This window comes from Spirillospora sp. NPDC048824 (genome assembly GCF_043198455.1).
GTDB lineage: Bacteria > Actinomycetota > Actinomycetes > Streptosporangiales > Streptosporangiaceae > Spirillospora.
In genome coordinates this window covers 229,289-255,229 of the sequence record NZ_JBICUS010000002.1, presented here as the reverse complement: position 1 = coordinate 255,229, position 25,941 = coordinate 229,289, and the positions used below count along the sequence as shown (strand labels likewise).

Here is a 25,941-nt window from a genome sequence, read left to right as displayed (position 1 = left end):
TCAGTGGCACTCCTCGAAATCCTTCCACTCTCTCGTTCCCCCCGGACCTTCGGCGCCCAGATACTCGGCTTCGGTGACGTCCCTGTTGGAGTTGGAGATGGCGTAGTTGGCGCCCAGTTTGAGGCCCAGCTTGACGTTCGCCCCGTACGAGGCGTCGGACTGGTCGTAGTCGTAGGTCACCTTGGACGTCTTGCCGTTCTCGTACAGCAGTTGCTGCAACGGGTGGGCGCCCTCGCCCGGCGGGTCCGTCGGGGCCATGTCGTCCCAGGTGAGGCTGAGCGCCTGGCCGCCGGGACCGCCGGTGTTGAACGGGTTGAGCAGATACTCGGCCAGGACCGCGCGCTCGGCGTCATTGGTGATCGGCAGAGTGGTGGTGATCGAGGTGGCCTTGCCGTTCACGATGTGGACCTGGGTGAACGAGGCGCTCTTGATCTTGCCGTTCTTGTCCTTGGTGATGGTCATCGCGCCGGTGGCGTTCGCCCTGCCCTGCGCGCCGGGCACCAGGTGGTTCTCGCCGTAGTTGACCTCGCCCGTCAGCATGAAGGTCATGGACGTGTCGCCGGTCTTCTTGTTGTCCTCGTAGATGACCTTCTCGGTGCCGCTGATGCCGACGTAGGCGTTCAAGTTGGGGGTGACCCCGTTGCTGCCGCGGGAGTCGGGGACCTTGTCCTGCCAGGTCTCCTTGCGGTGCCTGCCCTGGTACTCCGGCTTGTCCTTGGGGCCGATGCCGAGGCCGGCGGTGAGCGAGCCGCTGACGTCGAGCTGGCCCTCGTAACGCTCGATTTCCGACTCGGGGATGTCGGGTCCGGCGAACGTGTCGTAGATGTTGCCGCCGATCGAGCCGAGAAGACCGCCGTTCTCCTTCACGGCATCGATGGAGTACTGCTCCTTGATGTCGCTCATGAAGGCGTTGGCGTCGTCCTCGGCGTTCGGGCCCTCGAACACCCAGCCGTCGCCCGCGCCGACCCGGAGTGTGGCGTCCACACTGGCGTCCGCGCCGACATTGAAGACCTTCCCGGCGTTGATGCCGACGCCGACTCCGGTGCCCACACCGCCGCTGACGCCCTTGACGGCGATGACCTTGATGGTCTTCTTCCCGTCGGGGCCGATCGTGGTGTATTTCAAGAACCCGTAGTCGCGGCCGACCGAGAAGATGGCCACATCGATGGAGCCGCCGTAGCTGTCACTGGACAGGCCGGCCAGGCACTTCGGCTTGAGCGCCAGATCGTGCCGCGACTCGCACTGGCTGTCGTCCGTCGTGAACAACTTGCACAGCGCGTACTCGACATCGGCCCCGAACGTGCCGGGCGAGACGACACTGAACAGTACGCCTAGCATCAGCGCCCCGATGGCGATGAGTGCGGCGTACTCTTTGGCGCTCGCACCGGCGTCAGAACGTCGCTCGCGCGGGAGTTCCACCGCGGCCACCCTTCACCGATAATTCAGTCGAGAAGGTGCGAAGATACGACGCCGGCCGGTGGAGGGGCCAGGGCACGGAGACCTAAATCAAAGGCCCAGTCATTCGGGCTCGAAATCCTCGTGGCATTCGGGGGGCCGGGCTTCTCGGTGGGCCCGGAGACCCAGCGCGGACCCTGCCTGGCCCCGCCGCCCCGACCTGGGCCCACCGGTGCCGGGTCGCTCAGGCGAACCGGGGAGCGGCTCCAAGTGGGCCCTGGGGCCCATGTGCCCCGGGTGGATGGGACATCAAGGTGCGCTGACGCGATGTCGGTTTCGCCGCCCTCGGAATCGTTCTCCTGTGCACGGCCCTGAACTGATCCGCCGACTATCGAGCCGAGCGTCACTTACCGCCGAACGGCAGCTTGCCCTCGGGATATCCGCGCAGTTCCGCCACGGTGTGCAGCCCGCCGTGATCGTCATCGACGATCAGACGCCAACGCCGCGCCGCCGCCTCGATGATCTCCATGGCGATGGCGTCGGCCCGGACGCCCCCCGACATCCGCACCTCCACCACCCCGTGCGGTGTGACCCCCAGCTTCTCCTCGTACTCCAGCCGGTGCTCCGCCTCGATCTCGGGCACCGAATCGGGATCGACGGTGACCCAGATATGCGCGTCGTCCCGGCGAATATGCCCGTTCACCCATTCGTTGGGACGCCGCTCCCCGCCTAGATCGTCGATCAGGTCGAGAAACGTCTCGGGATCGGGCTGCTCGGCCGAGATCAGCAGAATTGTGGAGCCCACGCCATCATCATATCCAAGTTCTATTGTCGGCTGAATATGGTGCGATCATTTTTCGAAAAGGGTGGCCGGCGCGAGTTCGCAACCCGGCCCACGTCAACTCGGGGGCCTCGAACTGGGTCCCAGGACCCTTGGCTCTACTACGAATCCGCAGGTACAGTCCACGCCGGAGATTGTGCAGCCCGACGTGATCTGTGACGGTCGCACGATCGGCCCATCGGATCGCGACCCGCCGTACGGGTCCGGCCGGGTTATGGTGCCGGAGTCAGTGCCGGATCAAGGCGAGGTTCGATGGTCGGGTTGGTGTTGCTCCCCGTGGGGCTCGTTGTCGGCCTGCTCCTGGCGCCGATGGCGGCACCGTTCGTCGGCGACGTCCCGCGCCGCCGCCGGATCCTGATGGGCCTGGTCACCGCGGCCGTCTACGGCATCCTCGGATGGCGGGTCGGGCCGGAGCCCGTCCTGGTGGCGCTGCTGTACCTCGCGTCGATCGGGACCCTGCTCGGCTTCATCGACGTCGAGGTCAAACGGCTGCCCGACCGCTTCACGCTGCCCTCGTACGGCATCGCGGCGGCGCTGCTGGCCGCGGCCGCCCCCTTCACCGACGATGGCCTGCGGCATTTCCAGCACGCGCTCATCGGGATGGCGCTGCTGTTCGTCCTCTACTTCGTCCAGGCGTTCATAGCCCCCTCCGGCATCGGGATGGGGGACGTGAAGCTCTCCGGAGTCCTCGGCCTCTACCTCGGCTGGTTCGGCCAGGACGCCTGGGTGCTGGGCCTCCTGGCCACCTATTTCTTCGGCGGACTCGTCGCCGTCGGCATCATGATCGTCCGCCGCACCCGGAAGGGCGAGTTCCCGTTCGGCCCCTACATGCTCGCCGGCGCGCTCATCGCCGTTCTCTCGTTCTCCGCCGGCTGAGACGTTCAGTCGCAGAGGTCCTCTCCGGCCTTGACGCCCCCGCCGATCTTGTTGATGGGCGGTGGGGAGAGACGGAGCCCGTTCTCGCCGATGACGAGCCGCACACCGCCCGCGGGGGCCTTGGCGTCGGCAGTCAGCAGAGCGTTGGGGACGTCGCGCGCGAGCGTGGACGCCTGCGCCTCGGCCGGCCCCGCGTACACGATGCGGCTCTCGGGCACCGCCGCCGCCTTCTCGACCTTCTTCGCCACCTTGTAACCGCGCCGTCCAAGCTGCTTCACGACCCGCTTGACCAGCGCGTCCTTACCCCCGGCGGCGACGACGGTGACGTTCACCCCGTCCGGTGAGGGCGGCGCCTGCTTGGCCTGGACGGGTGCGACCGGCTCCGCCGGCAGGTCGTTGTCGTGCCGGAGCGCCTCGAACAGCGGCTTCGCCCGCTCCCGGTTCCACTGGACGCGGTTGGGGTCCGGCGCGTACCGCTCGACCGGGACGGTCACGAACCGCACCTGTCCCGCGCTCATCCCGCGGAGCCCGTCGGCCAGTTTCCGCATCGCCGACAGGTCGAGTTCGTCATCGGTCGTAATCGACTTGGTCGCGGCCTTGAGGAACTTGTACGTCTTCGCAGGATCACCGAGAACGGAATCGGTGGCCTTCTCGACGACCGCGGCCATGAACTTCTGCTGGCGCTCGATCCGCTCAAGGTCGGACCCGTTCCCCAGCGAGTAGCGGGCCCGCACGTAGCCGAGGGCCTGGTCGCCCTTGACGGTCTGCTTGCCCGCCTTCAGATGAAGCTCGGCCCTCGGGTCGTTCACCGGCTTGTCGACGCAGATTTCGACGCCCCCCAGCGCGTCCACCATTCGCTTGAACCCGGAGAAGTCGATCTGCACGAAATGGTCGATGTGGATGCCGGTCAGCGACTCCAGCGTCTTCCACGTGCAGGTGGGGCCAGCGTACGCGAACGCGGAGTTCAGCATTCCGAACCTCGCTGGAACGGTCCCGTCCTTCTCCTTCCTGCACTCGGGGATCTTCACCATCGAGTCGCGCGGGAAGCTGATCCCGACCGCCTGGTCCCGGTTCGGCGACAGATGCAGCAGGATCGCCGTGTCCGACCGCGCCCCCGACATCCCGGCCGTCGCGTACTCCGCGTTGTCGCCCTCCCGGCTGTCGGACCCGAGCAGCAGGATGTTGAGCGACTTGTTCAGCTTCACCGGCCGGTCATCGCCGAGCTGGTCGCTGACGTCCTTCTGCTCGATCCCGCCCATGAGATCGCGGTAGAGCCACGCGGCCCCCGCCCCTCCCAGCAGCATGACGACGGCCAAGCCGAGCGCGGTCCGCCGCAGCACCTTCCGCCGCCGCGACCTCCGCTTCCCTTTCCCGCCGCCCTCGGGCCCGGCGTCACCGTCCTCGGGCTCGGCGTCACCGTCCTCAGGCTCGGCGTCACCGTCCTCAGGCTCGGCGTCACCGGCCCGCGCCGCATTGACCGACCCGGCACCGTTCCCCGCCCCCCCGACACTGCCACCCCGATCGGACGAGTTCCCGATGGCGGCCTCCTCGCTGCTCCCCGGGCTCGCCCCCGCATCACCGCCCAGCTCCTGCGCGCTTTCACCGTCACCGTCCGGGAAAGCGTTCTCGTCGGTCTGCTGTGGGCTCCCCTTTTCCGGATCCGGGGTGTCACGGTCGGACGGGGGCGTGTCGTCGGCGGCCGGTGATTCGGGGAGAGGGGAGTCCGCCGGGGAGCCGCCGGGAGTGGTGTGGGCGGCCTTGTCCCCCGCGAGATCGTCGCGGCCGGGTTCGTTGTCGCTCATCGGTCCCGTCTCGGCGCGGGCCCCTGTCCAGGGCGCGTGGTTTGCGTGGTTCGTCAGTCTATGAAGGCGGCGGGATCCACGAGGGCGTGCACCTTCACGTATTGGACACGCGACACCCCCAATGTGTTCACATAGAGGCGGAAACTGGACAGCGGGGGCGGTGCCGGCCGGAGGATTTCCGTACGATCGTTGCCGTGAACGCGGGGTGGGTGATCGGTGGTCGGTTCACCATGCTCGACCGGATCGGGATGGGGGGGACGAGCCGTGTGTGGCGAGCGTACGACCACGGGGCGGGGCGCTACTGCGCGGCCAAGCTCGTCCGGGAGCGGGGTCCCACGTCGATGCTGCGGGTCGTCCGCGAACGGGCGCTGCGGCTGGCGCATCCGCATGTGCTGACACCGTACGCGTCATGCATGGCGGACGACGACGTGCTCCTGGCGATGGACCTGGTGAGCGGCGGCTCGCTGGAGACGCTCCTCGGGGACTACGGCCGGCTTCCCCCGGCGTACGCGGCGGAGGTTCTGGACCAGTTGCTGGCCGCCCTGAGTCACATCCACGGGGCGGGCGTCGTGCACAGGGATGTGAAGCCCGCGAACCTGCTACTGGAGCCCAGCCCGGTCGGGGCACCGCATGTCCGGCTGGCGGACTTCGGGATCGCGCTGGGGAACGACGGGATGCGGTTCACCACGACGGGCTTCACCGTGGGCACGCCGGGATACCTGGCGCCCGAGGTGCTCGACTGGAACCGTCCGGGGCCACGGCAGGACCTGTACGCCGCCGGCATGGTCTGCTGGCGGATGCTGACCGGTGCGGGCGACCCCGAACCGCGGCAGCGGGTGGGGGCGCCGCCCGCCGGGGTTCCGCCCAGGCTGTGGGCGGTCGTCGCGCATCTGTGCGCCGCCGACCCGGCCCAGCGTCCCGCGGACGCCGACGCCGCGCGCCGGCCGCTGGCCGCATGCGGCCTCCAGTTGCAGTTCCCCGTCCGCACGCTGGACGGGGAGCGCCTGCAGATCTTCGACCATCTGGGCCCGCCACCGCGCTGACTCGTCGCGCTGGAGCAGCGACCGCGCTGAGCCGCCACCGCGCTGACCCGCCACCGCGCTGACCCGTCGCTCTGCTGAGCCGCCGGCCGGTGCCGGCGGTGGGTGTTGCGCTCGTCGAGCCCGTGGCGGGGCGGGGTCAGGAGTGGGCGGCAGAGATGACCACGCGGCGGTTCTTCGCGCGGCCTTCCGGGTCGTCGGAGCCGTCCGGTCTGGTGTTGGGAGCGGCCGGTTTGGTCTCGCCGTAGCCGGTGGCCTTCAGGCGGGAGCGGTCGATGCCGCCCTTGGTGGCCAGCCAGTCGACGATGGCCTGCGCGCGGCGTTCGGAGAGCGTCCTGTTGGACGCGGGGTCGCCCTTGGAGTCGGTGTGGCCGTCCACCTGGACCGGGGCGCCGGACGGAACCTCCTTGCGGATCGACCGGGCCACCTCGGCGAGCCCGTCGGCGGCGTCGGGCTTGATGCCGGCCTTGCCGAAGTCGAACAGGACGTCCGCTTCGATGTTGTAGGCGATCTTGTCCCCTCCCTTGATGACCTGGCCCGGGCCGGCGACGTACGACTTGAGGGATGCGGACGGGACGCTCACCGAGCGGACGCTGACCGGCGGGACCGACACGGAGGGGACGGAGATGGACGGGATGCATTCCCCCTTGTCGTTGCAGGTGCGCGGACGGTACAGCGCGGGCCGGTAAAGGGATGGCCGGTAGAGCGACGGCCGGTAGACGGAGGGGCGGTACACGGAGGCGACGTACTGCCCCTCTTCGGAGGGCTTGCCCTGACAGACCTCCGCTTGCGCGACCGCCGCCTGGGTGACCGCCGCCTGTGTCACCGCCGGTTCCTCCACCGGCTCGGCATTGATGCTCGCGCCCTGGACGCCGGGGATCCGCGCCGCCGGGATGGCCGTGCCCGGGATCGACGTCCCCGGGATGGAGACCGCGCCGAGGCAGCCGCCGGGAGCCGGCTTGCGCTCGACGCACTGCGCCGGGATGTGGTCGGCCGGGATGTCGACGCCCGGGATCGTCACGGCCGGGATCTTCTGGCCGCCGACCGTCGCTGCGGGGATGTGCACGGGGTCGGCGTGGACGGCGGGGATGTCGACGGCCTCGATCAGCCGGCCGCCGTTCGGGCAACTCGTCGGCTCAGGCCCGGGGGAGGGCGGTGGCGTGGAGACCTGCGCGGTGCCCGTGGACGCGCCGCCCGCCGTGTTCTTCGGATCGCCACCGTCCCCGAGGCCGCACGCGGAGACGGCCAGGCCGGCCGCCACCGCCGCGACGAGGATTCGTGACACGCGCTTCACGTTGGTCAGCCCTTTTCGTAGGTGATGTCGACCCGGCGGTTCTTCGCGCGGCCTGTGGGGTCGTCCTTGCCGCCCTTCTGGTTGTCCGCGACGGGTTCGGTCTCGCCGCGGCCCTCGGCCTCGATGCGCGGGCCGGCCCCCTTCAGAGCGCGCTGCAGCCCGGCCTTGACCGCCTCGGCGCGCTGCTTCGAGAGGGTCATGTTGTAGTCGTCGGAACCGACCGAGTCGGTGTGGCCGGACACCTGGACGGTGCCGCTGACGTCGCGCAACCGTTTCGCGAGTTCGGTGACGCGCCGTTCGGCGGCGTCGGTGAGGGTCGCCTTGCCGAAGTCGAACAGGACGTCCGCCGAAATGCGCACGGTGACGTGCCGGCCGTCCTCCTCCTCGGTCTCCAGCGGGATGACCGCCTTGGCCAGGTCGATGTCGCGCACGGACTTGGCCGTATCGACGGTGCGCACGGACTTGGCGATGTTGGAGTCGGGGACGTCCGGGGCCGCTCCGGCCACCGCCGGGACGGCGAGCACCAGGCCGAGGACGCCGGCGACGAGGATCGTTCGCCGCATACCGGTCACCGCTCGACCGGGATGTTGCGGAAGGTGGGCCATGAACCGATCTGCACGTCCACGGACTTCACGTTCTCCGGCGGGGCGGCGAAGTTGAAGAAGAAGCTGCCGGTCTGGTTGTTGGCGATGTGGGTGAAGATGTCGTCGGTCTCCATCTCGTCGCCGCTGGAGTCCTTCACGACCACGTACCGCTTGAGGTTCACCGGGTCGATCAGCGAGGTGCCGAGAGCGTTCCTGCCGTTCAGTTCGTACGGGTTGGGATTGTCCTCGCCGCCGGGCGGGATGTGCGGGGTGAACTGCGCGGTGAGGGTCGCCAGCCTGCCCCTGACCTTGATGCCCATGATCGCGATGTCGACCTTGGCCCCGGCCGCGATCGGGGAGTCGAAGGTGGCCTTGGTCACCGGCTCGCCGGCGGCGTCGAAGCCGGGTTTGCCGCCCTCGACGGTCTCGTCCGCCTTACTTTCGGCCTGCCCTCCGGCGGACGTGGAGTCGGAGCCGCCCTCCAGCACGGAGCAGCCGGTCAGCCCGGTGACGAGCAGTGCCGCGGCCGCGGCGGTCGCCAGGCGATGGGAGAGGCGCATGTTCGGTCCTTCCTGGTTTGTCGCATATGCAAACGTTATCTTCCGTGGCACCATGGCAGTGACCACCGCAACGTGTGTGCGTTCGCGAATATAGTGTTTGCACTTGTGAATCGTCAAGGGGGTTGATGAAGGTTGGCCGTCGCCGAGGACACCGTGGTCCGGAACCGCGCGCTGCAGACCGAGTGGTACGGCGAGCCGCTCGGCGACCGCGTCCGCCCGCTCCTCGACCGGCTCGCGCTCTCGCAGTCCGGTCTGGCAGGCGTGCTCGGCCTGTCCGCGCCGATGCTCTCCCAGTTGATGTCCGGCCAGCGGGCGAAGATCAGCAACCCTGCCGTGCTGCACCGGCTGATGGCGGTCGAAGAGCTGGTCGCCGGGCCCGCGTTCGGCGCGATGACCGCCGCCGAGATCAAGGAGCGCCTGGAGGAGATCCGTGGCGAGTCCGCGGCCACCACCACCGGGCTGCGACTCACCACTCCCGAGCGCGTCCCGTCCGGTCCCGGCACCGGTGAGCACCCCCCGGCCTCCGGCGAGCGTCCCCGCGCCTCCGGCGAGGGGGCGGCGGGCGACCCTGCCGCGGGCGCCCGGAGGCCCGCCGAGTCGGCCCGGCTCGTCCAGACCGTCCTGCGGGAGGTCGCCTCCGCGGCCGAGATCGAGGCCGCCGCCGCGCTGATCGCCGAGCGCTACCCGGATCTCGCGGAGGTGCTGCGCGTGTACGGCAACGGCCGTGCGAGCGAGGCCGAGGCCCACTTCGTCCGGACGATCCTCGGCCAGGTGTAGTCCCGGACGCCCGCTCCACACGATCCGTGACCGGAGCTCGCCGGTCGGGATGGTGGTGATCGGCGGTAGGGGGCGGTCATGCCGCAGTGCACTCGTCTCGATTCCGCTGGGCCATAACAACTGGTTATGGATGGCGGACGGTGCCACCGGGCGGTCCGGGGGCTAAAGTCTGTGGTCAGGCTCACATGCGGGTCTTGCTGTTGTGTATGTCACAGCTGCTTGAAGGTGGCGTAGGGTCGCTTCGCTAGAAGCGCACACGAGGCGTCACCGCCCGCATGCGGCACGGCTTCCGGCCGCCGGTGGGTGGCCCGGGCCGGACGCATGGCCATCGGCTCTGGCGCATGGGCCGGCGGCTCACGCGCATGAGGTCGGCGGTCGGGCGCGACGGCCGAACGAGTGCGCTCAGACCGTGGTACGGGGCCACGACGACCCGAGCTCAGGAGAGCGATCGATGAGCACTGTGGAGGCGCCGGCGAAATCGCGCGCCCAGTTCAAGGAACGTACGCTCCGCAAGGACAACTGGCGCCTGTATCCGGTGTCGATCTTCGTGATCTTCACCGCGTGGGTGGTGTACGCGACCGTCCGGGCCTTCTGGGGGGCCGCGTTCTACGTGCCGGAGTTCCACTATCTGACGCCGTTCTACTCGCCGTGCCTGAACGAGATCTGCAACAACGTCACGGTGAACGGCCACACCGGCAGCGCCGCGGAGTTCGGGACGTTCCTCCCGGCGGGCACCCGAGGCTGGATCCCGTTCGCGGCGATCTCGCTGCCCTTCCTGCTGCTGTTCCGGCTGACCTGCTACTACTACCGCAAGGCGTACTACCGCTCGTTCTGGGCGTCGCCGTCCGCCTGCGCCGTGCGGGAGCCGCACAGCAAGTACACCGGTGAGCGGCGCTTCCCGCTGATCGGGCAGAACCTGCACCGCTACTTCTTCATGGCGGCCGTGCTGATCTCCCTCATCAACACCTACGACGCGATCCTCGCCTTCCACGGCAAGGACGGCGGGTTCGGCATCGGGCTCGGCACGCTCATCCTGGTCGGGAACGTGATCCTGCTCTGGATGTACACCCTGTCGTGCCACTCGTGCCGGCACATCGTCGGCGGGCGGCTGAAGAACTTCTCCAAGCACCCGTTCCGGTACCGGATGTGGGGCTGGGTGTCCAAGATGAACGAGCGGCACGGCACCTACGCGCTGATCACCCTGGGCTCGCTGGTGGTGGCCGACCTCTACGTGATGCTGGTCGCCAGCGAGACCATCTCCGACCTGCGTATCTTCAACTGAGGCCAAGGAATCATGACTGAGATCGAGAGGCACTCGTACGACGTCGTGGTGATCGGCGCCGGCGGTGCCGGGCTGCGCGCGGCGATCGAGGCGCGCCTCCAGGGCAAGAAGACCGCGATCATCTCCAAGTCGCTGTTCGGCAAGGCGCACACGGTGATGGCCGAGGGCGGCGCCGCGGCCGCGATGGGCAACGTGAACTCCAACGACAACTGGATGGTTCACTTCCGCGACACGATGCGCGGCGGCAAGTTCATGAACAGCTGGCGGATGGCCGAGCTGCACGCCAAGGAGTCTCCGGACCGGGTGTGGGAGCTGGAGCTGTGGGGCGCGCTGTTCGACCGCACCAAGGACGGCAAGATCAGCCAGCGCAACTTCGGCGGGCACGAGTATCCGCGGCTGGCGCATGTCGGCGACCGGACGGGCCTGGAGCTGATCCGCACCGCCCAGCAGAAGATCGTCGCCCTCCAGCAGGAGGACCACGCCGAGCACGGCGACTACGAGGCCAACCTCAAGGTGTGGGCCGAGACGACGGTCACCCGCCTGCTGAAGGACGACGACGGCAAGATCTGCGGCGCGTTCGGCTACGTCCGCGAGACCGGCAAGTTCGTCGTGTTCGAGGCGCCCGCCGTGGTGCTGGCGACCGGCGGCATCGGCAAGGCGTTCAAGGTCACGTCCAACTCGTGGGAGTACACCGGGGACGGCCACGCGCTGGCCCTGCTGGCGGGCGGGACGCTGCTGAACATGGAGTTCGTGCAGTTCCACCCGACCGGCATGGTCTGGCCGCCGTCCGTCAAGGGCATCCTGGTGACCGAGTCGGTGCGCGGTGACCGCGGCGTCCTGCGGAACTCCGAGGGCAAGCGGTTCATGTTCGACTACATCCCCGAGGTGTTCAAGGACCAGTACGCCACCACCGAGGAGGAGGGTGACCGCTGGTACGACGACCCCGCGAACAACAAGCGCCCCCCCGAGCTCCTGCCGCGTGACGAGGTGGCCCGCGCGATCAACTCGGAGGTGAAGGCCGGGCGGGGTTCGCCGCACGGCGGGGTGTTCCTCACCGTCGTCGACCGGATGCCGGGCGGCGCCGCCGAGATCGTCAAGCGGCTCCCGTCGATGTACCACCAGTTCAAGGAGCTGGCGGACGTCGACATCACCAAGGAGGCGATGGAGGTCGGCCCGACCTGCCACTACGTGATGGGCGGCGTGGAGGTCGACCCCGACACGGGGGCGGCGCTGGTGCCGGGGCTGTTCGCCGCGGGCGAGGTCTCCGGCGGCATGCACGGCTCGAACCGGCTCGGCGGCAACTCGCTGTCGGACCTGCTGGTGTTCGGCCGGCGGGCGGGGCTCGGCGCGGCCGAGTACGTGGACGGGCTGCCGGCGCGTCCCGCCGCCTCCGACGCCGAGATCGAGGCGGCCGCGGCGGAGGCGCTCGCGCCGTTCGAGCGGGAGGGCGGCGAGAACCCCTACGCCGTCCACGCCGAGCTCCAGCAGACGATGAACGAGCTGGTCGGCATCATCCGCAAGGAAGAGGAGCTGAAGCAGGCGCTCGAGGCGCTCGGCAAGCTCCGTGAGCGGGTCGCGAACGTCAGCGTCGACCCCGTCGCGGTGAACGACGGGCGCGGCTACCACCCGGGCTGGCACCTCGCGCTGGACCTGCGCAACATGCTCCTGGTGTCGGAGGCGGTCGCCAAGGCGGCGCTGGAGCGGCAGGAGAGCCGCGGCGGCCACACCCGCGACGACTACCCGCAGATGTCGGCGGACTGGCGGAAGGTCAACCTGGTCTGCTCGCTGGCCGGCGACCCGTCCTCCCCGCACGTCGAGCTGAAGCGGCAGCCGATGATGCCGATGCGCGACGACCTGCTCGAACTGTTCGAGAACGACGAACTGAAGAAGTACCTGACCGCCGAGGAGCTGCCGGCCGCCCTGGCCGATGAGGTCAAGACGGAGGAGGCGGAGGCCGCGGCCGGGTCCGGCGCGACCGCCGCGACCGCCGCGGACGCCACCGAGGAGAAGGACGAGGAGGGCGACCGATGAGCTATGAGGCCAAGTTCAAGGTCTGGCGCGGTGACGACGGCGACGGGGAACTCGTCGACTACACCGTCGAGGTGAACGAGGGCGAGGTCGTCCTCGACATCATCCACCGGCTGCAGGCCACGCAGGCCCCCGACCTCGCCGTCCGGTGGAACTGCAAGGCGGGCAAGTGCGGCTCGTGCTCCGCGGAGATCAACGGCAGGCCGCGGCTGCTGTGCATGACCCGGATGTCGACGTTCGACCCGGACGAGACGGTCACGGTCACGCCGGTCCTGACGTTCCCGGTCATCCGCGACCTGGTCACGGACGTGTCGTACAACTACCAGAAGGCGCGGGAGATCCCGTCGTTCGACCCGGGCGATGTCAAGCCCGGTGAGCTGCGCATGCAGCAGGTGGACGTGGAGCGTTCGCAGGAGTTCCGCAAGTGCATCGAGTGCTTCCTGTGCCAGGACGTCTGCCACGTCATCCGTGACCACGACGAGAACAAGGAGAACTACGCCGGCCCGCGTTTCCTGATGCGGATCAGCGAGCTGGAGATGCACCCGGCGGACGTGGCCGACCGGCGCAACATCGCGCAGGACGACCATGGCCTCGGCTTCTGCAACATCACCAAGTGCTGCACCGAGGTCTGCCCCGAGCACATCAAGATCACCGACAACGCCCTGATTCCGATGAAGGAGCGGGTCGCGGGCCGCAAGTACGACCCGGTGGTGTGGCTCGGCAGCAAGCTCGGCATCGTCAAGAAGGGCCAGGACACCCCGTCTGCCTGACGGGCTCCCGGCCCCGGCCGGCCCCGGCGCTTTCGTGAACGTCCCCCACCGCCCCGCGCGGTGGGGGACGTTCACGTTCCGCCGTGGAAACGGCGCTCTGGCAAGCGGCGCTCCCCGAACACGGCGGGCGGCGTGCCCCCGGACCGCCGCCCGCCGTTCCGCCGTTCCCATGAACGCCGTGGACGCTGGACGGCCTGCCGACCGCACACGCCGCGACCAACACTCATGCACTCCCCGCCATGCGAACAGGGAATAGTGCACACAACGCGTGATGGATTCGTGATTGTTTCCCGGGGCCCCGTAAAGCCCGGGGCCCTTTAGCGTGGTGGACATGAGCGCCCTCGAACAGGGTTCGTTCCTTGCCGATCTCACCCCGGCGGAACGTGCGGACCTGGAGTCCCGTGGCCGCGTCCGCGACTTCGAACGGGGGGACACGCTCTTCGTCGAAGGGGAGCAGCCCGGCTGGGTCGCCGTCCTGCTGAAGGGCCGGGTCAAGGCGTTCTCCTACCGCGAGCAGGGCGGTGAGGCGCTGCTGGCGGTGCGCGGGCCGGGGGCGCTCCTCGGGGAGGTCGCCGCGATCGACGGGCTGCCGCGCTCGGCGTCGGTCGCCGCCCTCGAACCGGTGCGGGCGATCGCGGTCACGGCGGACGAGTTCATGGCGTTCCTGCAGGCCCACGGCCGCGTCTCCATCATCATCATGCGGATGCTGTGCCAGCGCTGGCGTGACGCCGACCGCAAACGCGCCGAGTTCGGCATGTTCGACGCCACCGGCCGCGTCGCGCAGCGCCTCGTCGAGCTGGCCGAGCGGTTCGGGGTGCCGTACGACCGCCGGACGGGCACGGGGGAGGAGAGCCAGAGCGTCCGCATCACGCTGAACCTGTCGCAGGAGGAGCTGGCCGGCTGGGTCGGCGCGTCCCGTGAGGCGGTCAGCAAGGCGCTGCGGACGTTGCGTGCGCACGGCTGGATCGAGACGGGACGGCGGCGCCTGATCGTCCACGACCTGCAGGCTCTCCGCCGCCACGCCCGCTGACCGGGCGGGCGCGTGCGAGCGCGCAGAACGGTGATGCGTACCCTGTGCAGGATGCAGTTGCAGCAGCTCGCCTACTTCGTCGCGGTCGCGGAGGTACGCCACTTCACGCAGGCCGCCGAGATTCTGCGGGTGGCGCAGCCTTCGCTGTCGAAGCAGATCCGCGCGCTGGAAGCGGAGCTGAACGTCTCCCTGTTCAGCCGCGCCCGGGGGAACATCACCATGACACCCGCGGGTGAGGCCCTGCTGCCACTGGCCAAACGCATACTGGCCGACGTCGACACCGCCCGCCTGGAAGTGCAGGAGCTCGCCGGGCTCAGACGCGGCCGGGTACGGCTCGGCGCTACACCGTCCCTCTGCGCCGGCCTGCTGGCGGACGTCCTGCGCCGCTTCCACGACGCGTACCCGGGGATTCAGCTCCTCGTCGAGGAAGGCGGCTCGCGCGACCTCGTCCGGGAGCTGACCCGCGGCTCCCTGGACATGGCCCTGGTCATCCTCCCGCTTCAGGGCGACCCGCCGCTGGACACGACCCCGATACTGCGCGAGTTCCTGGTGGTGGCCTCCCCGACGGGCGCCGACCCGGCCGTCCCGGAGGGTTCCCTGAAGCCGGCGAAGCTGCCGCGCCGTTCGTACCTGCGCATCGAGGACCTGCGGAACCGCCCGCTGGTGATGTTCCGTCCCGGCTACGACCTGCGTGAGGCGACCATCAGCGCATGCCGGGCCGCCGGGTTCGAGCCCAGGTTCGCGGTCGAGGGCGGCGAAATGGACGCCGTCCTGCGCTTCGTCGAGGTCGGTCTCGGCATCGCGGTCGTCCCGAGCATGGTTCTCGCAGGACGGCCCGGCCTGCGCGGAACCCCGCTCGTCCTGGCCGACGACGAGGCGCGCCGCGGCCGCCACGGCCCCGGCCTGCTCCGCACGATCGCCCTCGCCCACCGCAAGGACGTCGAACTGACCCACGCCGCCCGCGCCTTCCAGGACACCTTGGAGACCTTCCTCGTGGAAGCGGGCCTGGCCGGCAGCCTCCCGCCCGGCGTGGAGACCCTCGTCCACGACTGAGTCCGCGGCGGCCGCGCCGGCGATGTCACGTTCCAGGCGTCCCGGGAGTCGTGAGGGCACATGCGGAAACAAGCTCATGCGGCTTTCGGGCCGGGCGCGTTTGGAGGAGTCATGGCATCACCCATCCTGGTCACCGGCGGTACGGGCACGCTCGGGCGGCACGTCGTCCCGCTGCTGCGCGAGGCCGGACGTGACGTGCGGGTGCTCAGCCGGCGCGGTCGTGAGCCCGCGGACGGTGTCGAGTACGTGACCGGTGATCTGCTCAAGAACGAGGGGATCGAGGAGGCGATCGGGGCCGCCGGGATCGTCGTCCATCTCGCGGGCGGCGCCAAGGGCGACGACGAGGCCGCCCGGAACCTGGTGCGGGCCGCGGCGCGGGCGGGCGTGCAGCACCTGGTGTTCATCTCGGTGATCGGCTCCGACAGGGTCCCGCTGTCGTGGCTCAAGACGCAGTCGGACGCGGAGCAGGCCGTGATCGACTCGGGCGTGCCGTGGACGATCCAGCGTGCTGCCCAGTTCCATGACCTCGTCCTGAAGGCCGTGCAGAGCATGGCGAAGTTCCCGGTCGTCCCGAACCCGGGCGGTCTGCGGTTCCAGCCGGTCGACGCGCGCGACGTCGCCGCGCGGATCGCCGGACTGGTGCTCGGTGAGCCGGCCGGGCGGGTCCCCGACCTCGCCGGCCCGAAGGTCTACGGGATGGACGAGCTGGTCCGCGGATACCTCGGGGCGCGCGGCAGGCGCCGCCCGATGATGCCCGTCCGCATACCGGGAAAGGCCGGCCGCGCCTACCGCGCCGGCGACAACCTGGCCCTGGACGGCGCCGACCACGGGACCCGGACCTGGGAGGACTTCCTGGACGAGCGGCTCGGGCAGGCGGGGAGTACACGAGCGCCGGCCCACAGCCTGTCGCCCGGCAGCGGCTGAACCCCACCCGCTCATCGAGCCCCGGTCGTGGCCGGGGCTCGTTCACGTCCGGGAACGCCCGTCCACCGCCTGAGGGGGGCGCGCGTTAGGAGATCTCGGTCTCGACCTGCCTGCGCAGCACCTTGCCGGTCGCGTTCCGGGGAAGCGGGTCGGTCGTCACATGCCAGCGTGACGGGACCTTGAAGTAGGCGAGCCGTTCCTGGGCGTACGCCGTCAGCTCCTCGGCGGAGGGCGGCGTGCCCGCGAACACGGCGACCGCCGCGACCTCCTGGCCCAGATCCGGGTGGGCGACGCCGACGACGGCGCATTCCCGGAGCCCCGGATACTCGGCGAGGACGTTCTCGATCTCGATCGGGTAGATGTTCTCGCCGCCGCGGATGATCAGGTCGGAGCGGCGGGTGGTGAGCCGCAGCCGCCCCTGCTCCATGACGCCGATGTCGCCGGTGTGCAGCCAGCGGTCGCCGATGGTGCGGGCGGTGGCCTCGGGGTCCCGCCAGTAGCCCGTCATGTTGTAGGCGCTGCGGGCGCACACCTCGCCCTCGACGCCCTCCGGGACCGGCCTGCCCTCGGGGTCGCGGATCTCCACCTGGACGCCGAGGTTGGGGCGGCCGAGCGTCCCCGGCGCCTCGGCGAGGTCCATGGGGGTGGCGACGGAGATGGCGGTGCACGACTCCGTCAGCCCGTAGCTGTCGACGAGGGCGCCGCGCGCGGGCGGGAACACCGACCGGAGCCGCTCCTTGAAAACGGGCGACGACGGCGCGGAGGCCAGCGCGAACGCGGTGAGGGACGACACGTCGTACTTCGCCAGGTCGCCGTGCTCCATGATGCGGTTCGCCATCGTCGGGACGGCGCCCCAGTTCGTCACCCGTTCCCTCTCGACCAGGGTGAGCACCTTGTCCACGTCGAACGCGCCCTCGGTCATGATCACGGCGGTGCCGGTGGCGAGCCGCGGGACGGCCAGGTTGTGCAGGGACGCGATGTGGAACAGCGGCAGCGCGAGCAGGTACCGGCGCGTCGACGGATCGATGCCGAACATCTCCATCATCGCGTCGTTGAACCGGTGGTACTCGATCACCGAGGTCAGGTTGCGGTGGGAGTGGACGGCGCCCTTGGGGCGTCCCGACGTGCCGCTCGTGTAGAGGATGACCGCCGGGTCGTCCTCGGCGACGTCCGGGATGTCCAGTTCGGCGCCCGGGTAGCGCCCCATCAGGGACGGGACGTCCTTCTCGGCCGTCAGCACGTCCTCGGAGATCAGCGCGGCCCGCCTCTCGTCCGCGATGACGATCTTCGGGTCGGTGTGGCCGAGCGCGTACTCGATCTCCTGCGGCGCCCACCAGGCGTTGTAGCCGACCGGGACGGCCCCGGCCGCGACCGCCGCCCAGAACGACACGATCCATTCGGGGGAGTTCGCCGCGTTGATCGCGATGCGGTCGCCGGGCCGCACGCCCAGGTCGTCCCGCAGCGCCTTCGCCATGGACGCGGCGGCGGAGGCGTGCCCGGTGAAGCTCATGCGGCGGGACGCGGTGACGATGTAGTCGCGGTCGCCGTGGGACGCCGAGCGGGCGAGCACCTCGCCGAGGCTGCGGGCGCGGTTGGCGAACACGGGAAGCCGGGTGCCCAGCACGTTCTCCTCCCGCAACTCGAAGTCGCCGCCCGGGCCGGTGAGCTTCTCGATGTCCATCGAACCCCTCCTCGTCGCCGACGGCCCATTCTCCGCGGCCCATCGAGGGCGCCACCAGCACATTCCGCTCAGCGGGACGGCGGAGGCCCGCCCCTCGACAGGGCGATACGCCGCAGATCAACGCGGTGGGGTGCTCCCGGTCAGCGGGATGTCCGGAGTGCCCGGACATCCCGCTGATTAACGTCTGGTCATGATGGAGGACTTCGAATGAACAACCAGAAGCCCGACGTGTTCGCCCCGGGCAGGCTGGGGCCGGTCACACTGCGGAACCGCATCATCAAGGCGGCGACGTACGAGGGGCTGACCAAGAACGGCCAGGTCACCGACGCGCTGATCGACTTCCACGTCCGGCACGCGCGCGGCGCCGGGATGACGACCGTCGCGTACTGTGCGGTCGCGCCGGAGGGCCGCACCGACCGCAGGCAGATCTACTGGCGGGACGAGGCGATGCCCGGCCTGCGCAAGCTGACCGACGCCGTGCACGCCGAGGGGGCCGCCGTCCAGGCGCAGATCGGGCACGCCGGCCCGGTCGCGAACCCCAAGAGCAACAAGCTGCCCGCGCTCGCGCCCAGCCGCCGCTTCCACCTCACCACGCAGACCGTCGCCAGGGCCGCCACGCACGCGGACCTGGCGCGCGTCGTCGAGGCGCACGGCCAGGCGGGCCGGATGGCGATCGAGGCCGGTTTCGACTCGGTCGAGATCCACATGGGGCACAACTACCTGACGAGCGCGTTCCTCAGCCCGAAGGTCAACCACCGCAAGGACGAGTACGGCGGGTCGCTGGAGAACCGCGCCCGGCTGGCGCGCGACATCGGCCGCGCCGTCCGCGACGCCGTCGGCGACCGCATCGCGGTCACCGCGAAGCTGAACATGGACGACGGCGTGCCCGGCGGCTTCTGGGTGGACGAGGCGGTCCAGGTCGCGCGTTGGCTGGAGGCCGACGGCTCGGTCGACGCCCTCCAGATGACCGCCGGCAGTTCACTCCTCAACCCCATGTACCTGTTCAAGGGTGACGCGCCGCTGCACGAGTTCGCCGCCGTCATGAAGCAGCCGACGAAGCTCGGGATCAAACTCGTCGGCAGGCACTTCCTGAAGTCCTACCCATACGAGGACCTCTACCTGCTCAGGGACGCCCGGCAGATCCGCGCCGCGGTGAAGCTGCCGATGATCCTGCTCGGCGGCGTCACCGACAAGGCCGGCATGGACACCGCCATGGCGGAGGGCTTCGAGTTCGTCGCGATGGCCCGCGCCCTGCTGCGCGAGCCCGACCTGATCAACCGGATCAAGGACGAGCCCGCGACCGGGTCGCTGTGCATCCACTGCAACAAGTGCATGACCGCGATCTACGGCGGCACCCACTGCGTCCTGTCCACCGAACCGCCCTGGGGGAGCGCCGGTGCCTGATGCGCGCGGGCGTGACGAGACGATCGCCGGTCTGCTGCTGGCGCGGCTGAACGACGACCGTCCGGGCCTGCGCAGCCGCGAACGGACCTGGACGTGGGACGAGGTCGTCCGGGAGAGCGCCGCCCGCGCGTCGCTGGCGCGCGACCTGCGCCGGGACGGGCCGTTCCACATCGGCGTGCTGCTGGAGAACGTCCCGGAGTACGTCCTGTGGCTGGGGGCGGCGGCGCTGAGCGGCGCGACGATCGTCGGCATCAACTCGACCCGGACCGGCGCCTACCTGGAGCAGGAGGTCCGGCACACCGACCTTCAGCTTCTCGTCACCGATCGGGCCGGGCTGGAACTGCTGGACGGTCTCGACATCGGCGTCCCGCGCGACCGGTTCCTCCTGATCGACGACGACGGCTACGCGGCACAGGTCGCGGACCGCGTGTGCGAGCCGAAACCCGATGAGTCGATCACCCCGGTCACGCAGATGCTCCTGCTGTTCACGTCCGGGACGACCGGGAAGTCGAAGGCGGCGCGCTGCTCGCAGGGCAGGCTCGCCGAGCTGGGCCGCAACAACAGCGCGAAGTACGACGTGAAACGCGACGACGTCTGCTACTGCCCGATGCCGCTGTTCCACGGCAACGCGCTGATGGCGCTGTGGGCGCCGGCGCTCGCCGCCGGAGCGACCGTCGTGCTGGCGCCGAAGTTCTCCGCGTCCGGGTTCCTGCCGGACGTGCGGTTCTACGGCGCGACGTTCTTCACCTACGTCGGCAAGGCGATCGGCTACGTCCTCGCCACGCCGGAGCGGCCGGACGACGGCGACAACACGCTCACGCACGGCTTCGGGACGGAGGCGTCCCCGGAGGACAAGGCCGGGTTCCTGCGACGCTTCGGTGCGGAGCTCGTCGAGGGCTACGGCTCCAGCGAGAGCGCCGGCATGATCGAACGCGACCCGGAGGCACCGCCGACCGCGTTCGGGCGCCCCGCCCACGACGGCGTCCGGATCGTCCACCCGGACACCCGGGAGACCTGTGCCCCCGCGATCCTGGACGAGCACGGCCGCGTCACCAACGCCGAGGCCGCCGTCGGCGAGATCGTCGACGTGCACGGCGCCGCGAAGTTCGAGGGCTACTACAACGACCCCGGCGCCGACGCCGAGCGGGTCAGGCACGGCTGGTACTGGACGGGCGACCTCGGCTACGTCGACGTCGACGGGTTCCTGTACTTCGGCGGCCGGTCCGGCGACTGGATCCGGGTCGACTCGGAGAACATCTCCGCGCTGCTCACCCAGAACGTCGTCCGCCGCCATCCGAAGATCGTGGACGCGGTCGCGTTCGGCGTCCCCGACCCGCGCTCCGGCGACCAGGTGATGGCGGCGATCGAGACCCCCGCGGGCGTCACGTTCGAGGACCTCGGCCTCCCGGCGTTCCTCGCCGCCCAGGACGATCTCGGCACCAAGGGCGCGCCGCGCTTCGTGCGCGTCTCGCACGCGCTGCCGACGACCGGTTCGGGCAAGCTCAGGAAGAAGGAGATGCAGCTCGAAGGCTGGCGGACCACCGACCCCGTGTACCGGTGGGCGGGCCGCGCGGTGCGGGGCGCACCCGAGTACGTCCTGATGACCGAGGCGGACAAGGCGGCGCTCCGCGAGGAGTTCGCCGCCGCCGGCCGCATCCGCTTCCTCCCATGAATCCGCTTCCTCCCTTGACAAGGAAAGGGCATGTATGGATCTGCGTGAGTCCGACGCGCATCGCAGGCTGCGCGCGGAACTGAGGGCGTACTTCGCGGGCCTGCTGCCCGAGGACGTGCGGCGCCGCGCCGGTGAGCAGGGCGTGGGCGGCGACCGGTTCCGCGAGATCGTCAAGATGCTCGGCAACGACGGCTGGCTCGGCTACGGCTGGCCGGAGGAGTACGGCGGGCAGGGCAGGTCGATCGCCGAGCAGTACGTGTTCTTCGACGAGGTGCAGCGGGCCGGGCTGCCGTTCCCGTTCGTCACCGTCAACACGGTCGGCCCGACGCTGATGCGCTTCGGGACGGACGAGCAGAAGAAGCGGTTCCTCCCGGGCATCCTTTCCGGCGACATCGTGTTCGCGATCGGCTACACCGAACCCGACGCCGGCACCGACCTCGCGTCGCTGCGGACCAAGGCCGTCCGGGACGGCGACACGTTCGTCGTCGACGGCAGCAAGGTCTTCACCAGCGGCGCCAACACCGCCGACCACGTCTGGCTCGCCGCCCGCACGAACCCGGACGCGCCGAAGCACAAGGGCATCTCGATCCTGATCGTCCCGACCGACGCCGACGGGTTCTCCTGGAGCCCGATCCAGACCGTCGGCGGGATGGTCGTGACGACGACGTACTACAACGGCGTCCGGGTGCCCGCGTCCGCGGTCGTCGGGGACGTCGACGGCGGCTGGGGCCTGATCACCACCCAGCTCAACCACGAGCGCATCGGGCTCGCCGCGCTCGGCGGCCGGATGATCCGGCTGTGGGAGGACGTGCGGGACTGGGCCCGCGACAACGGCGCCATCGACCTGCCGTGGGTGCGCGCCGACCTCGCCCGCACGCACGCCAGGCTGGAGGCGATGCGGCTGATGAACTGGAAGATGACCATGGCCGTCGACGCGGGGACGCTGACCGGCGCGCAGGCCGGGGCCGCGAAGTCCTACGGGACGGAGACGCACATCGACGTGCAGCGCACGCTGACCGGCATCCTCGGCGCGGCGGGGCGGATCCGTCCCGAGTCGCCGGGCGCGGTGCTGTACGGGCAGATCGAGCAGCTGTCGCGGCAGGGCATCGTGAACACCTTCGGCGGCGGCGTCAACGAGGTGCTGCGCGACATGGTCGCCGTCCAGGGGCTGGGACTGCCGAGGTCGAGGCGATCATGAGCGACGCACTCCCGGACGACTCCGCAGTCTCGGACGACTATGAGGCGAGGCTGCGGGCCTGGGCGGGACGGGAACTGGTCGGGCGCCGCCCCGGACCGGACCCGGTCAACGTCCCCATGATCCGCCACTGGGTCGAGGCGATGGCGGACGGCAACCCGGTCTACCTGGACGACGAGGCCGCCAGGGCGAACGGGCGCGACGGCGTCGTGGCGCCCGCGTCGATGATGCAGGCGTGGGTGATGCGCGGGTACGCCGCGTCCGTCCGCGCGGACGAGGATCCCGCCGGCCCCGACGAGCTGACCGCGCTGCTCGCCGAGGGCGGGTACACCTCCGTCGTCGCCACCGACTCGGAGTTCGAGTTCCACCGCGAGCTGGTGCCGGGCGACCACGTCAGCGTCGAGGAGACCGTCGAGTCGATCTCCCCGGAGAAGCGGACGGCGCTCGGCGCGGGACGTTTCGTCAGCACGGTCAAGACGTACCGGGACGCGTCCGGCGAGATCGTCGCCACCCAGAGGTGGCGGCTGCTCCGCTTCCGTCCCGCCGGGAAACCCGCGCCGAAGGCCCTGCGGCCGAGGCCCGCGATCAACCCCGACAACGCGTTCTGGTTCGACGCGGCCCGCGAGCACCGGCTCGTCATCCAGCGGTGCGCCGACTGCAAGTCGCTGCGGCATCCGCCCGGCCCGTGCTGCCCGCAGTGCGGCTCGTTCGACTGGGACACGATCGAGGCACAGGGCGAGGGGCACGTCCACAGCTACGTGGTCAACCACCACCCGCGCCACCCGGCGTTCGACTACCCGCTGGTCGTCGCGCTGATCGAGCTGACCGAGGGCACCCGGCTGATCACGAACATGACCGGGGTCGCGCCCGAGGACGTCGAGGTCGGCATGCCCGTCGTCCTCGACTGGATCGACCCGGACCCCGACCTGTCGCTGCCGGCGTTCCGCCCGGCCGAGGCCAAGGAGCGCTGATGGACTTCACACTGGGCGAAGAGCTGGAGGCCGTCCGCGATCTGGCCCGGCAGATCTTCGCCGACCGGGCCACGCAGGCGCGGATCAAGGCCGCCGAGGAGTCGGAGGCGGGGTTCGACGAGAGCCTGTGGGCCGAGCTGGGGGAGACGGGCCTGCTCGGCGTCGCGCTCCCGGAGGACGCCGGCGGGGCCGGGCTCGGCGCCGCCGGGCTGGCCGTCCTGCTGGAGGAACAGGGCCGCACGGTCGCGCCCGTCCCGATCTGGCCGTCCGTCGTCGCCGCCCTGACGATCGCCGAGCACGGGACGCCCGCCCAGCGGGACGTCCTGGCCGGGCCGGCCCGGCTGACCGTCGCGCTGGAGGAGTTCGGGGCGGCCGACCCCGCCGCGCCGCGCTGCACCGCCGTCCGCGACGGGGACGGCTGGCTGCTGACCGGCACGAAGGCCGTCGTCCCGGCGCCGTCCGGGACGAGCCACGTCCTGGTGGCGGCCTCCTCCCCGGACGGCCCCGGCCTGTTCCTGGTCGAGACCTCAGCGGCCGGGACGTCCTGGGAACGCGCCGAGACCACCACCCGCGACAAGGCCGGGCACCTCACCCTCGACGGCGCCCCCGGCCGGCCCCTCGGAGACGGGGCCCTGGCGACCGCGCTCCGGCTCGCCCGCGTCTCCTTGGCGGCCGTCCAGATCGGCGTGGCCGAAGGCGCCCTCCGCCTGGCCGCCGACCACCTCACCGGACGCGAGCAGTTCGGACGGCCGCTCGCCACGTTCCAGGCCGTGCAGCACCAGCTCGCCGACTGCTACATCGAGATCGACGCGCTCCGCGTCTGCCTCTGGCACGCGATCTCCCTGATCGCCGCAGGGGAGGACGCCGAGAGCGCCGTCCTGGTCGCCAAATGGTGGTCGGACCAGGGCGGGCTGAACGTCGTCCACCGCGTCCAGCACCTGCACGGCGGCATCGGCGTGGACGTCGACTACCCGGTGCACCGCCACTTCCTGTGGGGCAAGCAGATCTCCGGGACGCTCGGCGGTGCCTCCTTCGACCTCGACCTCCTCGGAGCGAGACTGTGAACCATGACGACGTGGCGGTGGGGGAGGAGCTCCCCGAGCTGAGCATCCCGCTCACCCGCACGATGATCGTCGCGACCGCCCTCGCCAGCCGCGACTACCAGGACGTCCACCACGACCCGTCGCTCGCCGTCGAGCGCGGCTCCAAGGACGTCTTCATGAACATCCTGACGACCAACGGGCTCGTCGACCGGTACGTCACCGGCTGGGCCGGGCCCGCCGCCGTGGTGAAGGCGATCAAGATCCGGCTCGGGGCGCCGAACTACCCGGGCGACACGATGGTCCTCACCGGCACCGTCAAGGCCAAGCACGACGACGGCCGCGTCGAGATCTCGGTGCGCGGCGCCAACGCCCTCGGCCCGCACGTGACGGGCACGGTCGTCGTCCAACTGCCCGTTCTCCAACCGCATGGAGGGGACTCATGAGCGTGCTCCCAGGGGCCGCCGCGATCGCCGGGATCGGCGCCACCGAGTTCTCCAAGGAGTCGGGCCGCAGCGAACTGCGGCTGGCCTGCGAGGCGGTCCTCGCCGCCATCACCGACGCCGGGCTCCAGCCGTCCGACGTGGACGGCATGGTGACGTTCACCGCCGACACCAGCTCCGAGATCCACATCGCCCGCAACCTCGGCATCGGCGAGCTGACGTTCTTCTCCCGCATCGGCCACGGCGGCGGCGCCGCCTGCGCCACCGTCCAGCAGGCCGCGATGGCCGTCGCGACCGGCGTCGCCGACGTCGTCGTCTGCTACCGCGCGTTCAACGAGCGCTCCGGCGTCCGCTACGGCCTCGGCCAGGCGGACCGCCCGATGGACGTCAGCGCCGACCGCGCCGCCTACTCGTGGATGACACCGTTCGGCCTGGCCACCCCCGCCCAGTGGGTCGCGATGTTCGCCCGCCGCTACATGCACGAGTACGGCGCGACGAGCGAAGACTTCGGCCGCGTCGCCGTCGTCGACCGGGCGCACGCCGCGAAGAACCCCGCCGCGTGGTTCTACGGCCGCCCCATCACCCTGGAGGACCACCAGGCGTCCCGCTGGATCGCCGAACCCCTCCGCCTCCTGGACTGCTGCCAGGAGAGCGACGGCGGCCAGGCCCTGGTCATCGTCTCCGCCGAACGGGCCCGCGACCTCCCGCACCACCCCGCCCTGATCTGGGGCGCCGCGCAGGGATCCGGCAACGACCAGCACATGATGACGAGCTACTACCGCTCGGAGATCAGCGGCATCCCGGAGATGGGCCTGGTGGGACGGCAGCTCTACGCACAGTCACGCCTCACCCCCGCCGATGTTCAGGCCGCGATCCTCTACGACCACTTCACGCCGCTCGTCCTGCCGCAGCTCGAAGAACTCGGCTTCTGCGCCAGGGGCGAGGCCAAGGACTTCGTCGCGGACGGCAACCTCGAACTCGGCGGACGCCTCCCGTTCAACACCCACGGCGGTCAGCTGGGCGAGGCGTACATCCACGGCATGAACGGCATCGCCGAGGGCGTCCGCCTCGTGCGGGGAACGTCGGTGAACCAGCCGGGCGACGTCCACAACGTCCTCGTCACGGCGGGCACGGGCGTCCCGACCAGCGGCCTGCTCCTCGGCGCCGACGCGTGACCGGAGGCCAACGAGGCCCTGGCGGAGCATGGAAACCGCCCCCGCCGCGGTGGGCGGGGGCGGTGTCGTGCCGTCCGGACTCGTCCGGTACTCGATCAGTGCTT

23 protein-coding genes are annotated in these 25,941 nt (G+C 70.4%); 16 read left to right on the top strand and 7 right to left on the bottom strand.

The window, feature by feature from the left end; translation table 11 throughout:
* Together ACGFIS_RS04665 and ACGFIS_RS04660 are read right to left on the bottom strand one after the other, a co-directional pair.
* Positions 1-1,419: a hypothetical protein gene (locus ACGFIS_RS04665; RefSeq protein ID WP_392969569.1), complete on the bottom strand. Its 1,419-nt coding sequence runs from the start codon at positions 1,417-1,419 to the stop codon at positions 1-3.
* 379 nt (positions 1,420-1,798) lie between these two features.
* Entirely contained in the window at positions 1,799-2,200 is a 402-nt protein-coding gene (locus tag ACGFIS_RS04660) for a hypothetical protein (RefSeq protein ID WP_392969566.1), read from the bottom strand.
* Positions 2,201-2,500: 300 nt separating this feature from the next.
* Here ACGFIS_RS04660 and ACGFIS_RS04655 point away from each other — a divergent pair, with 300 nt between their 5' ends.
* The gene (locus tag ACGFIS_RS04655; protein WP_392900511.1) at positions 2,501-3,112 is read left to right on the top strand and encodes a prepilin peptidase; all 612 of its coding nucleotides are present in this window, start codon (positions 2,501-2,503) and stop codon (positions 3,110-3,112) included.
* A 5-nt stretch (positions 3,113-3,117) separates the two neighbouring features.
* Here the strand turns inward: ACGFIS_RS04655 and ACGFIS_RS04650 are convergent, their stop codons facing one another.
* Positions 3,118-4,914, bottom strand: a complete 1,797-nt coding sequence (locus ACGFIS_RS04650; RefSeq protein ID WP_392969563.1) for an LCP family protein — start codon at positions 4,912-4,914, stop codon at positions 3,118-3,120.
* A 194-nt stretch (positions 4,915-5,108) separates the two neighbouring features.
* Between ACGFIS_RS04650 and ACGFIS_RS04645 the strand changes: the two genes are divergently transcribed.
* The gene (locus tag ACGFIS_RS04645) at positions 5,109-5,957 is read left to right on the top strand and encodes a serine/threonine-protein kinase (protein ID WP_392900517.1); all 849 of its coding nucleotides are present in this window, start codon (positions 5,109-5,111) and stop codon (positions 5,955-5,957) included.
* A 136-nt stretch (positions 5,958-6,093) separates the two neighbouring features.
* Here the strand turns inward: ACGFIS_RS04645 and ACGFIS_RS04640 are convergent, their stop codons facing one another.
* The 3 genes from ACGFIS_RS04640 to ACGFIS_RS04630 are packed head-to-tail and all read right to left on the bottom strand — an operon-like array spanning position 6,094 to position 8,392.
* The gene (locus tag ACGFIS_RS04640) at positions 6,094-7,239 is read right to left on the bottom strand and encodes an OmpA family protein (RefSeq protein ID WP_392900520.1); all 1,146 of its coding nucleotides are present in this window, start codon (positions 7,237-7,239) and stop codon (positions 6,094-6,096) included.
* Between the two features lie 14 nt (positions 7,240-7,253).
* Entirely contained in the window at positions 7,254-7,811 is a 558-nt protein-coding gene (locus ACGFIS_RS04635) for an OmpA family protein (RefSeq protein WP_392969560.1), read from the bottom strand.
* Between the two features lie 5 nt (positions 7,812-7,816).
* On the bottom strand, positions 7,817-8,392 hold the full coding sequence (locus tag ACGFIS_RS04630) for a hypothetical protein (RefSeq protein ID WP_392900526.1): 576 nt from the start codon (positions 8,390-8,392) through the stop codon (positions 7,817-7,819).
* 132 nt (positions 8,393-8,524) lie between these two features.
* Here ACGFIS_RS04630 and ACGFIS_RS04625 point away from each other — a divergent pair, with 132 nt between their 5' ends.
* The 7 genes from ACGFIS_RS04625 to ACGFIS_RS04595 all read left to right on the top strand — a co-directional run bounded on the left by ACGFIS_RS04625 (position 8,525) and on the right by ACGFIS_RS04595 (position 16,256).
* Positions 8,525-9,169, top strand: a complete 645-nt coding sequence (locus ACGFIS_RS04625) for a DNA-binding protein (RefSeq protein WP_392900529.1) — start codon at positions 8,525-8,527, stop codon at positions 9,167-9,169.
* 451 nt (positions 9,170-9,620) lie between these two features.
* Positions 9,621-10,451, top strand: coding sequence for a hypothetical protein (locus ACGFIS_RS04620; RefSeq protein ID WP_392900532.1), 831 nt, complete (start codon positions 9,621-9,623; stop codon positions 10,449-10,451).
* A gap of 12 nt (positions 10,452-10,463) precedes the next feature.
* Positions 10,464-12,482, top strand: coding sequence for a fumarate reductase/succinate dehydrogenase flavoprotein subunit (locus ACGFIS_RS04615; RefSeq protein WP_392900534.1), 2,019 nt, complete (start codon positions 10,464-10,466; stop codon positions 12,480-12,482).
* Positions 12,479-13,249, top strand: a complete 771-nt coding sequence (locus ACGFIS_RS04610) for a succinate dehydrogenase/fumarate reductase iron-sulfur subunit (protein ID WP_392900537.1) — start codon at positions 12,479-12,481, stop codon at positions 13,247-13,249. Before ACGFIS_RS04615 ends, ACGFIS_RS04610 begins: the two co-directional genes overlap by 4 nt.
* Positions 13,250-13,580: 331 nt before the next feature.
* The gene (locus ACGFIS_RS04605) at positions 13,581-14,279 is read left to right on the top strand and encodes a Crp/Fnr family transcriptional regulator (RefSeq protein ID WP_392900540.1); all 699 of its coding nucleotides are present in this window, start codon (positions 13,581-13,583) and stop codon (positions 14,277-14,279) included.
* A gap of 51 nt (positions 14,280-14,330) precedes the next feature.
* Positions 14,331-15,332, top strand: a complete 1,002-nt coding sequence (locus ACGFIS_RS04600; protein WP_392969557.1) for a LysR family transcriptional regulator — start codon at positions 14,331-14,333, stop codon at positions 15,330-15,332.
* Between the two features lie 111 nt (positions 15,333-15,443).
* Entirely contained in the window at positions 15,444-16,256 is an 813-nt protein-coding gene (locus ACGFIS_RS04595; RefSeq protein ID WP_392969554.1) for an SDR family oxidoreductase, read from the top strand.
* Between the two features lie 85 nt (positions 16,257-16,341).
* On the opposite strand, the gene ACGFIS_RS04590 is transcribed toward ACGFIS_RS04595, so the two are convergent.
* Entirely contained in the window at positions 16,342-17,937 is a 1,596-nt protein-coding gene (locus tag ACGFIS_RS04590; protein WP_392969551.1) for a class I adenylate-forming enzyme family protein, read from the bottom strand.
* 207 nt (positions 17,938-18,144) lie between these two features.
* On the opposite strand from ACGFIS_RS04590, the gene ACGFIS_RS04585 reads away from it, so the two are divergent.
* Genes ACGFIS_RS04585 through ACGFIS_RS04555 form a run of 7 tightly spaced genes read left to right on the top strand, consistent with a single transcriptional unit; the run spans position 18,145 to position 25,837 of the window.
* Positions 18,145-19,341, top strand: coding sequence for an NADH:flavin oxidoreductase (locus ACGFIS_RS04585; protein ID WP_392969548.1), 1,197 nt, complete (start codon positions 18,145-18,147; stop codon positions 19,339-19,341).
* A complete protein-coding gene (locus tag ACGFIS_RS04580) occupies positions 19,334-21,013 on the top strand; it encodes an AMP-binding protein (protein ID WP_392969546.1) in 1,680 nt (559 codons plus the stop codon). The genes ACGFIS_RS04585 and ACGFIS_RS04580 overlap by 8 nt, the downstream gene beginning before the upstream one ends.
* Positions 21,014-21,047: 34 nt before the next feature.
* Positions 21,048-22,211 (top strand): acyl-CoA dehydrogenase family protein, encoded by a 1,164-nt coding sequence (locus tag ACGFIS_RS04575; protein WP_392900558.1) that lies wholly within the window; start codon positions 21,048-21,050, stop codon positions 22,209-22,211.
* A complete protein-coding gene (locus tag ACGFIS_RS04570; protein WP_392969543.1) occupies positions 22,208-23,179 on the top strand; it encodes a bifunctional MaoC family dehydratase N-terminal/OB-fold nucleic acid binding domain-containing protein in 972 nt (323 codons plus the stop codon). The genes ACGFIS_RS04575 and ACGFIS_RS04570 overlap by 4 nt, the downstream gene beginning before the upstream one ends.
* The gene (locus tag ACGFIS_RS04565) at positions 23,179-24,243 is read left to right on the top strand and encodes an acyl-CoA dehydrogenase family protein (protein ID WP_392900563.1); all 1,065 of its coding nucleotides are present in this window, start codon (positions 23,179-23,181) and stop codon (positions 24,241-24,243) included. Before ACGFIS_RS04570 ends, ACGFIS_RS04565 begins: the two co-directional genes overlap by 1 nt.
* The gene (locus ACGFIS_RS04560; protein ID WP_392969540.1) at positions 24,240-24,665 is read left to right on the top strand and encodes a MaoC family dehydratase; all 426 of its coding nucleotides are present in this window, start codon (positions 24,240-24,242) and stop codon (positions 24,663-24,665) included. Before ACGFIS_RS04565 ends, ACGFIS_RS04560 begins: the two co-directional genes overlap by 4 nt.
* Positions 24,662-25,837 carry a lipid-transfer protein gene (locus tag ACGFIS_RS04555; RefSeq protein WP_392900568.1) on the top strand — a complete coding sequence of 392 codons (1,176 nt, stop codon included), beginning with the start codon at positions 24,662-24,664 and terminating at the stop codon, positions 25,835-25,837. The genes ACGFIS_RS04560 and ACGFIS_RS04555 overlap by 4 nt, the downstream gene beginning before the upstream one ends.
* Positions 25,838-25,941: the final 104 nt, after the last annotated feature.

Coding starts and splice junctions, on each gene's coding strand:
- ACGFIS_RS04650 (WP_392969563.1), bottom strand. CDS start 4,914: ATGAGCGACAACGAACCCGGCCGCGACGATCTCGCGGGGGACAAGGCC.
- ACGFIS_RS04635 (WP_392969560.1), bottom strand. CDS start 7,811: ATGCGGCGAACGATCCTCGTCGCCGGCGTCCTCGGCCTGGTGCTCGCC.
- ACGFIS_RS04630 (WP_392900526.1), bottom strand. CDS start 8,392: ATGCGCCTCTCCCATCGCCTGGCGACCGCCGCGGCCGCGGCACTGCTC.
- ACGFIS_RS04620 (WP_392900532.1), top strand. CDS start 9,621: ATGAGCACTGTGGAGGCGCCGGCGAAATCGCGCGCCCAGTTCAAGGAA.
- ACGFIS_RS04615 (WP_392900534.1), top strand. CDS start 10,464: ATGACTGAGATCGAGAGGCACTCGTACGACGTCGTGGTGATCGGCGCC.
- ACGFIS_RS04610 (WP_392900537.1), top strand. CDS start 12,479: ATGAGCTATGAGGCCAAGTTCAAGGTCTGGCGCGGTGACGACGGCGAC.
- ACGFIS_RS04605 (WP_392900540.1), top strand. CDS start 13,581: ATGAGCGCCCTCGAACAGGGTTCGTTCCTTGCCGATCTCACCCCGGCG.
- ACGFIS_RS04600 (WP_392969557.1), top strand. CDS start 14,331: ATGCAGTTGCAGCAGCTCGCCTACTTCGTCGCGGTCGCGGAGGTACGC.
- ACGFIS_RS04595 (WP_392969554.1), top strand. CDS start 15,444: ATGGCATCACCCATCCTGGTCACCGGCGGTACGGGCACGCTCGGGCGG.
- ACGFIS_RS04590 (WP_392969551.1), bottom strand. CDS start 17,937: ATGGACATCGAGAAGCTCACCGGCCCGGGCGGCGACTTCGAGTTGCGG.
- ACGFIS_RS04585 (WP_392969548.1), top strand. CDS start 18,145: ATGAACAACCAGAAGCCCGACGTGTTCGCCCCGGGCAGGCTGGGGCCG.
- ACGFIS_RS04575 (WP_392900558.1), top strand. CDS start 21,048: ATGGATCTGCGTGAGTCCGACGCGCATCGCAGGCTGCGCGCGGAACTG.
- ACGFIS_RS04570 (WP_392969543.1), top strand. CDS start 22,208: ATGAGCGACGCACTCCCGGACGACTCCGCAGTCTCGGACGACTATGAG.
- ACGFIS_RS04565 (WP_392900563.1), top strand. CDS start 23,179: ATGGACTTCACACTGGGCGAAGAGCTGGAGGCCGTCCGCGATCTGGCC.
- ACGFIS_RS04555 (WP_392900568.1), top strand. CDS start 24,662: ATGAGCGTGCTCCCAGGGGCCGCCGCGATCGCCGGGATCGGCGCCACC.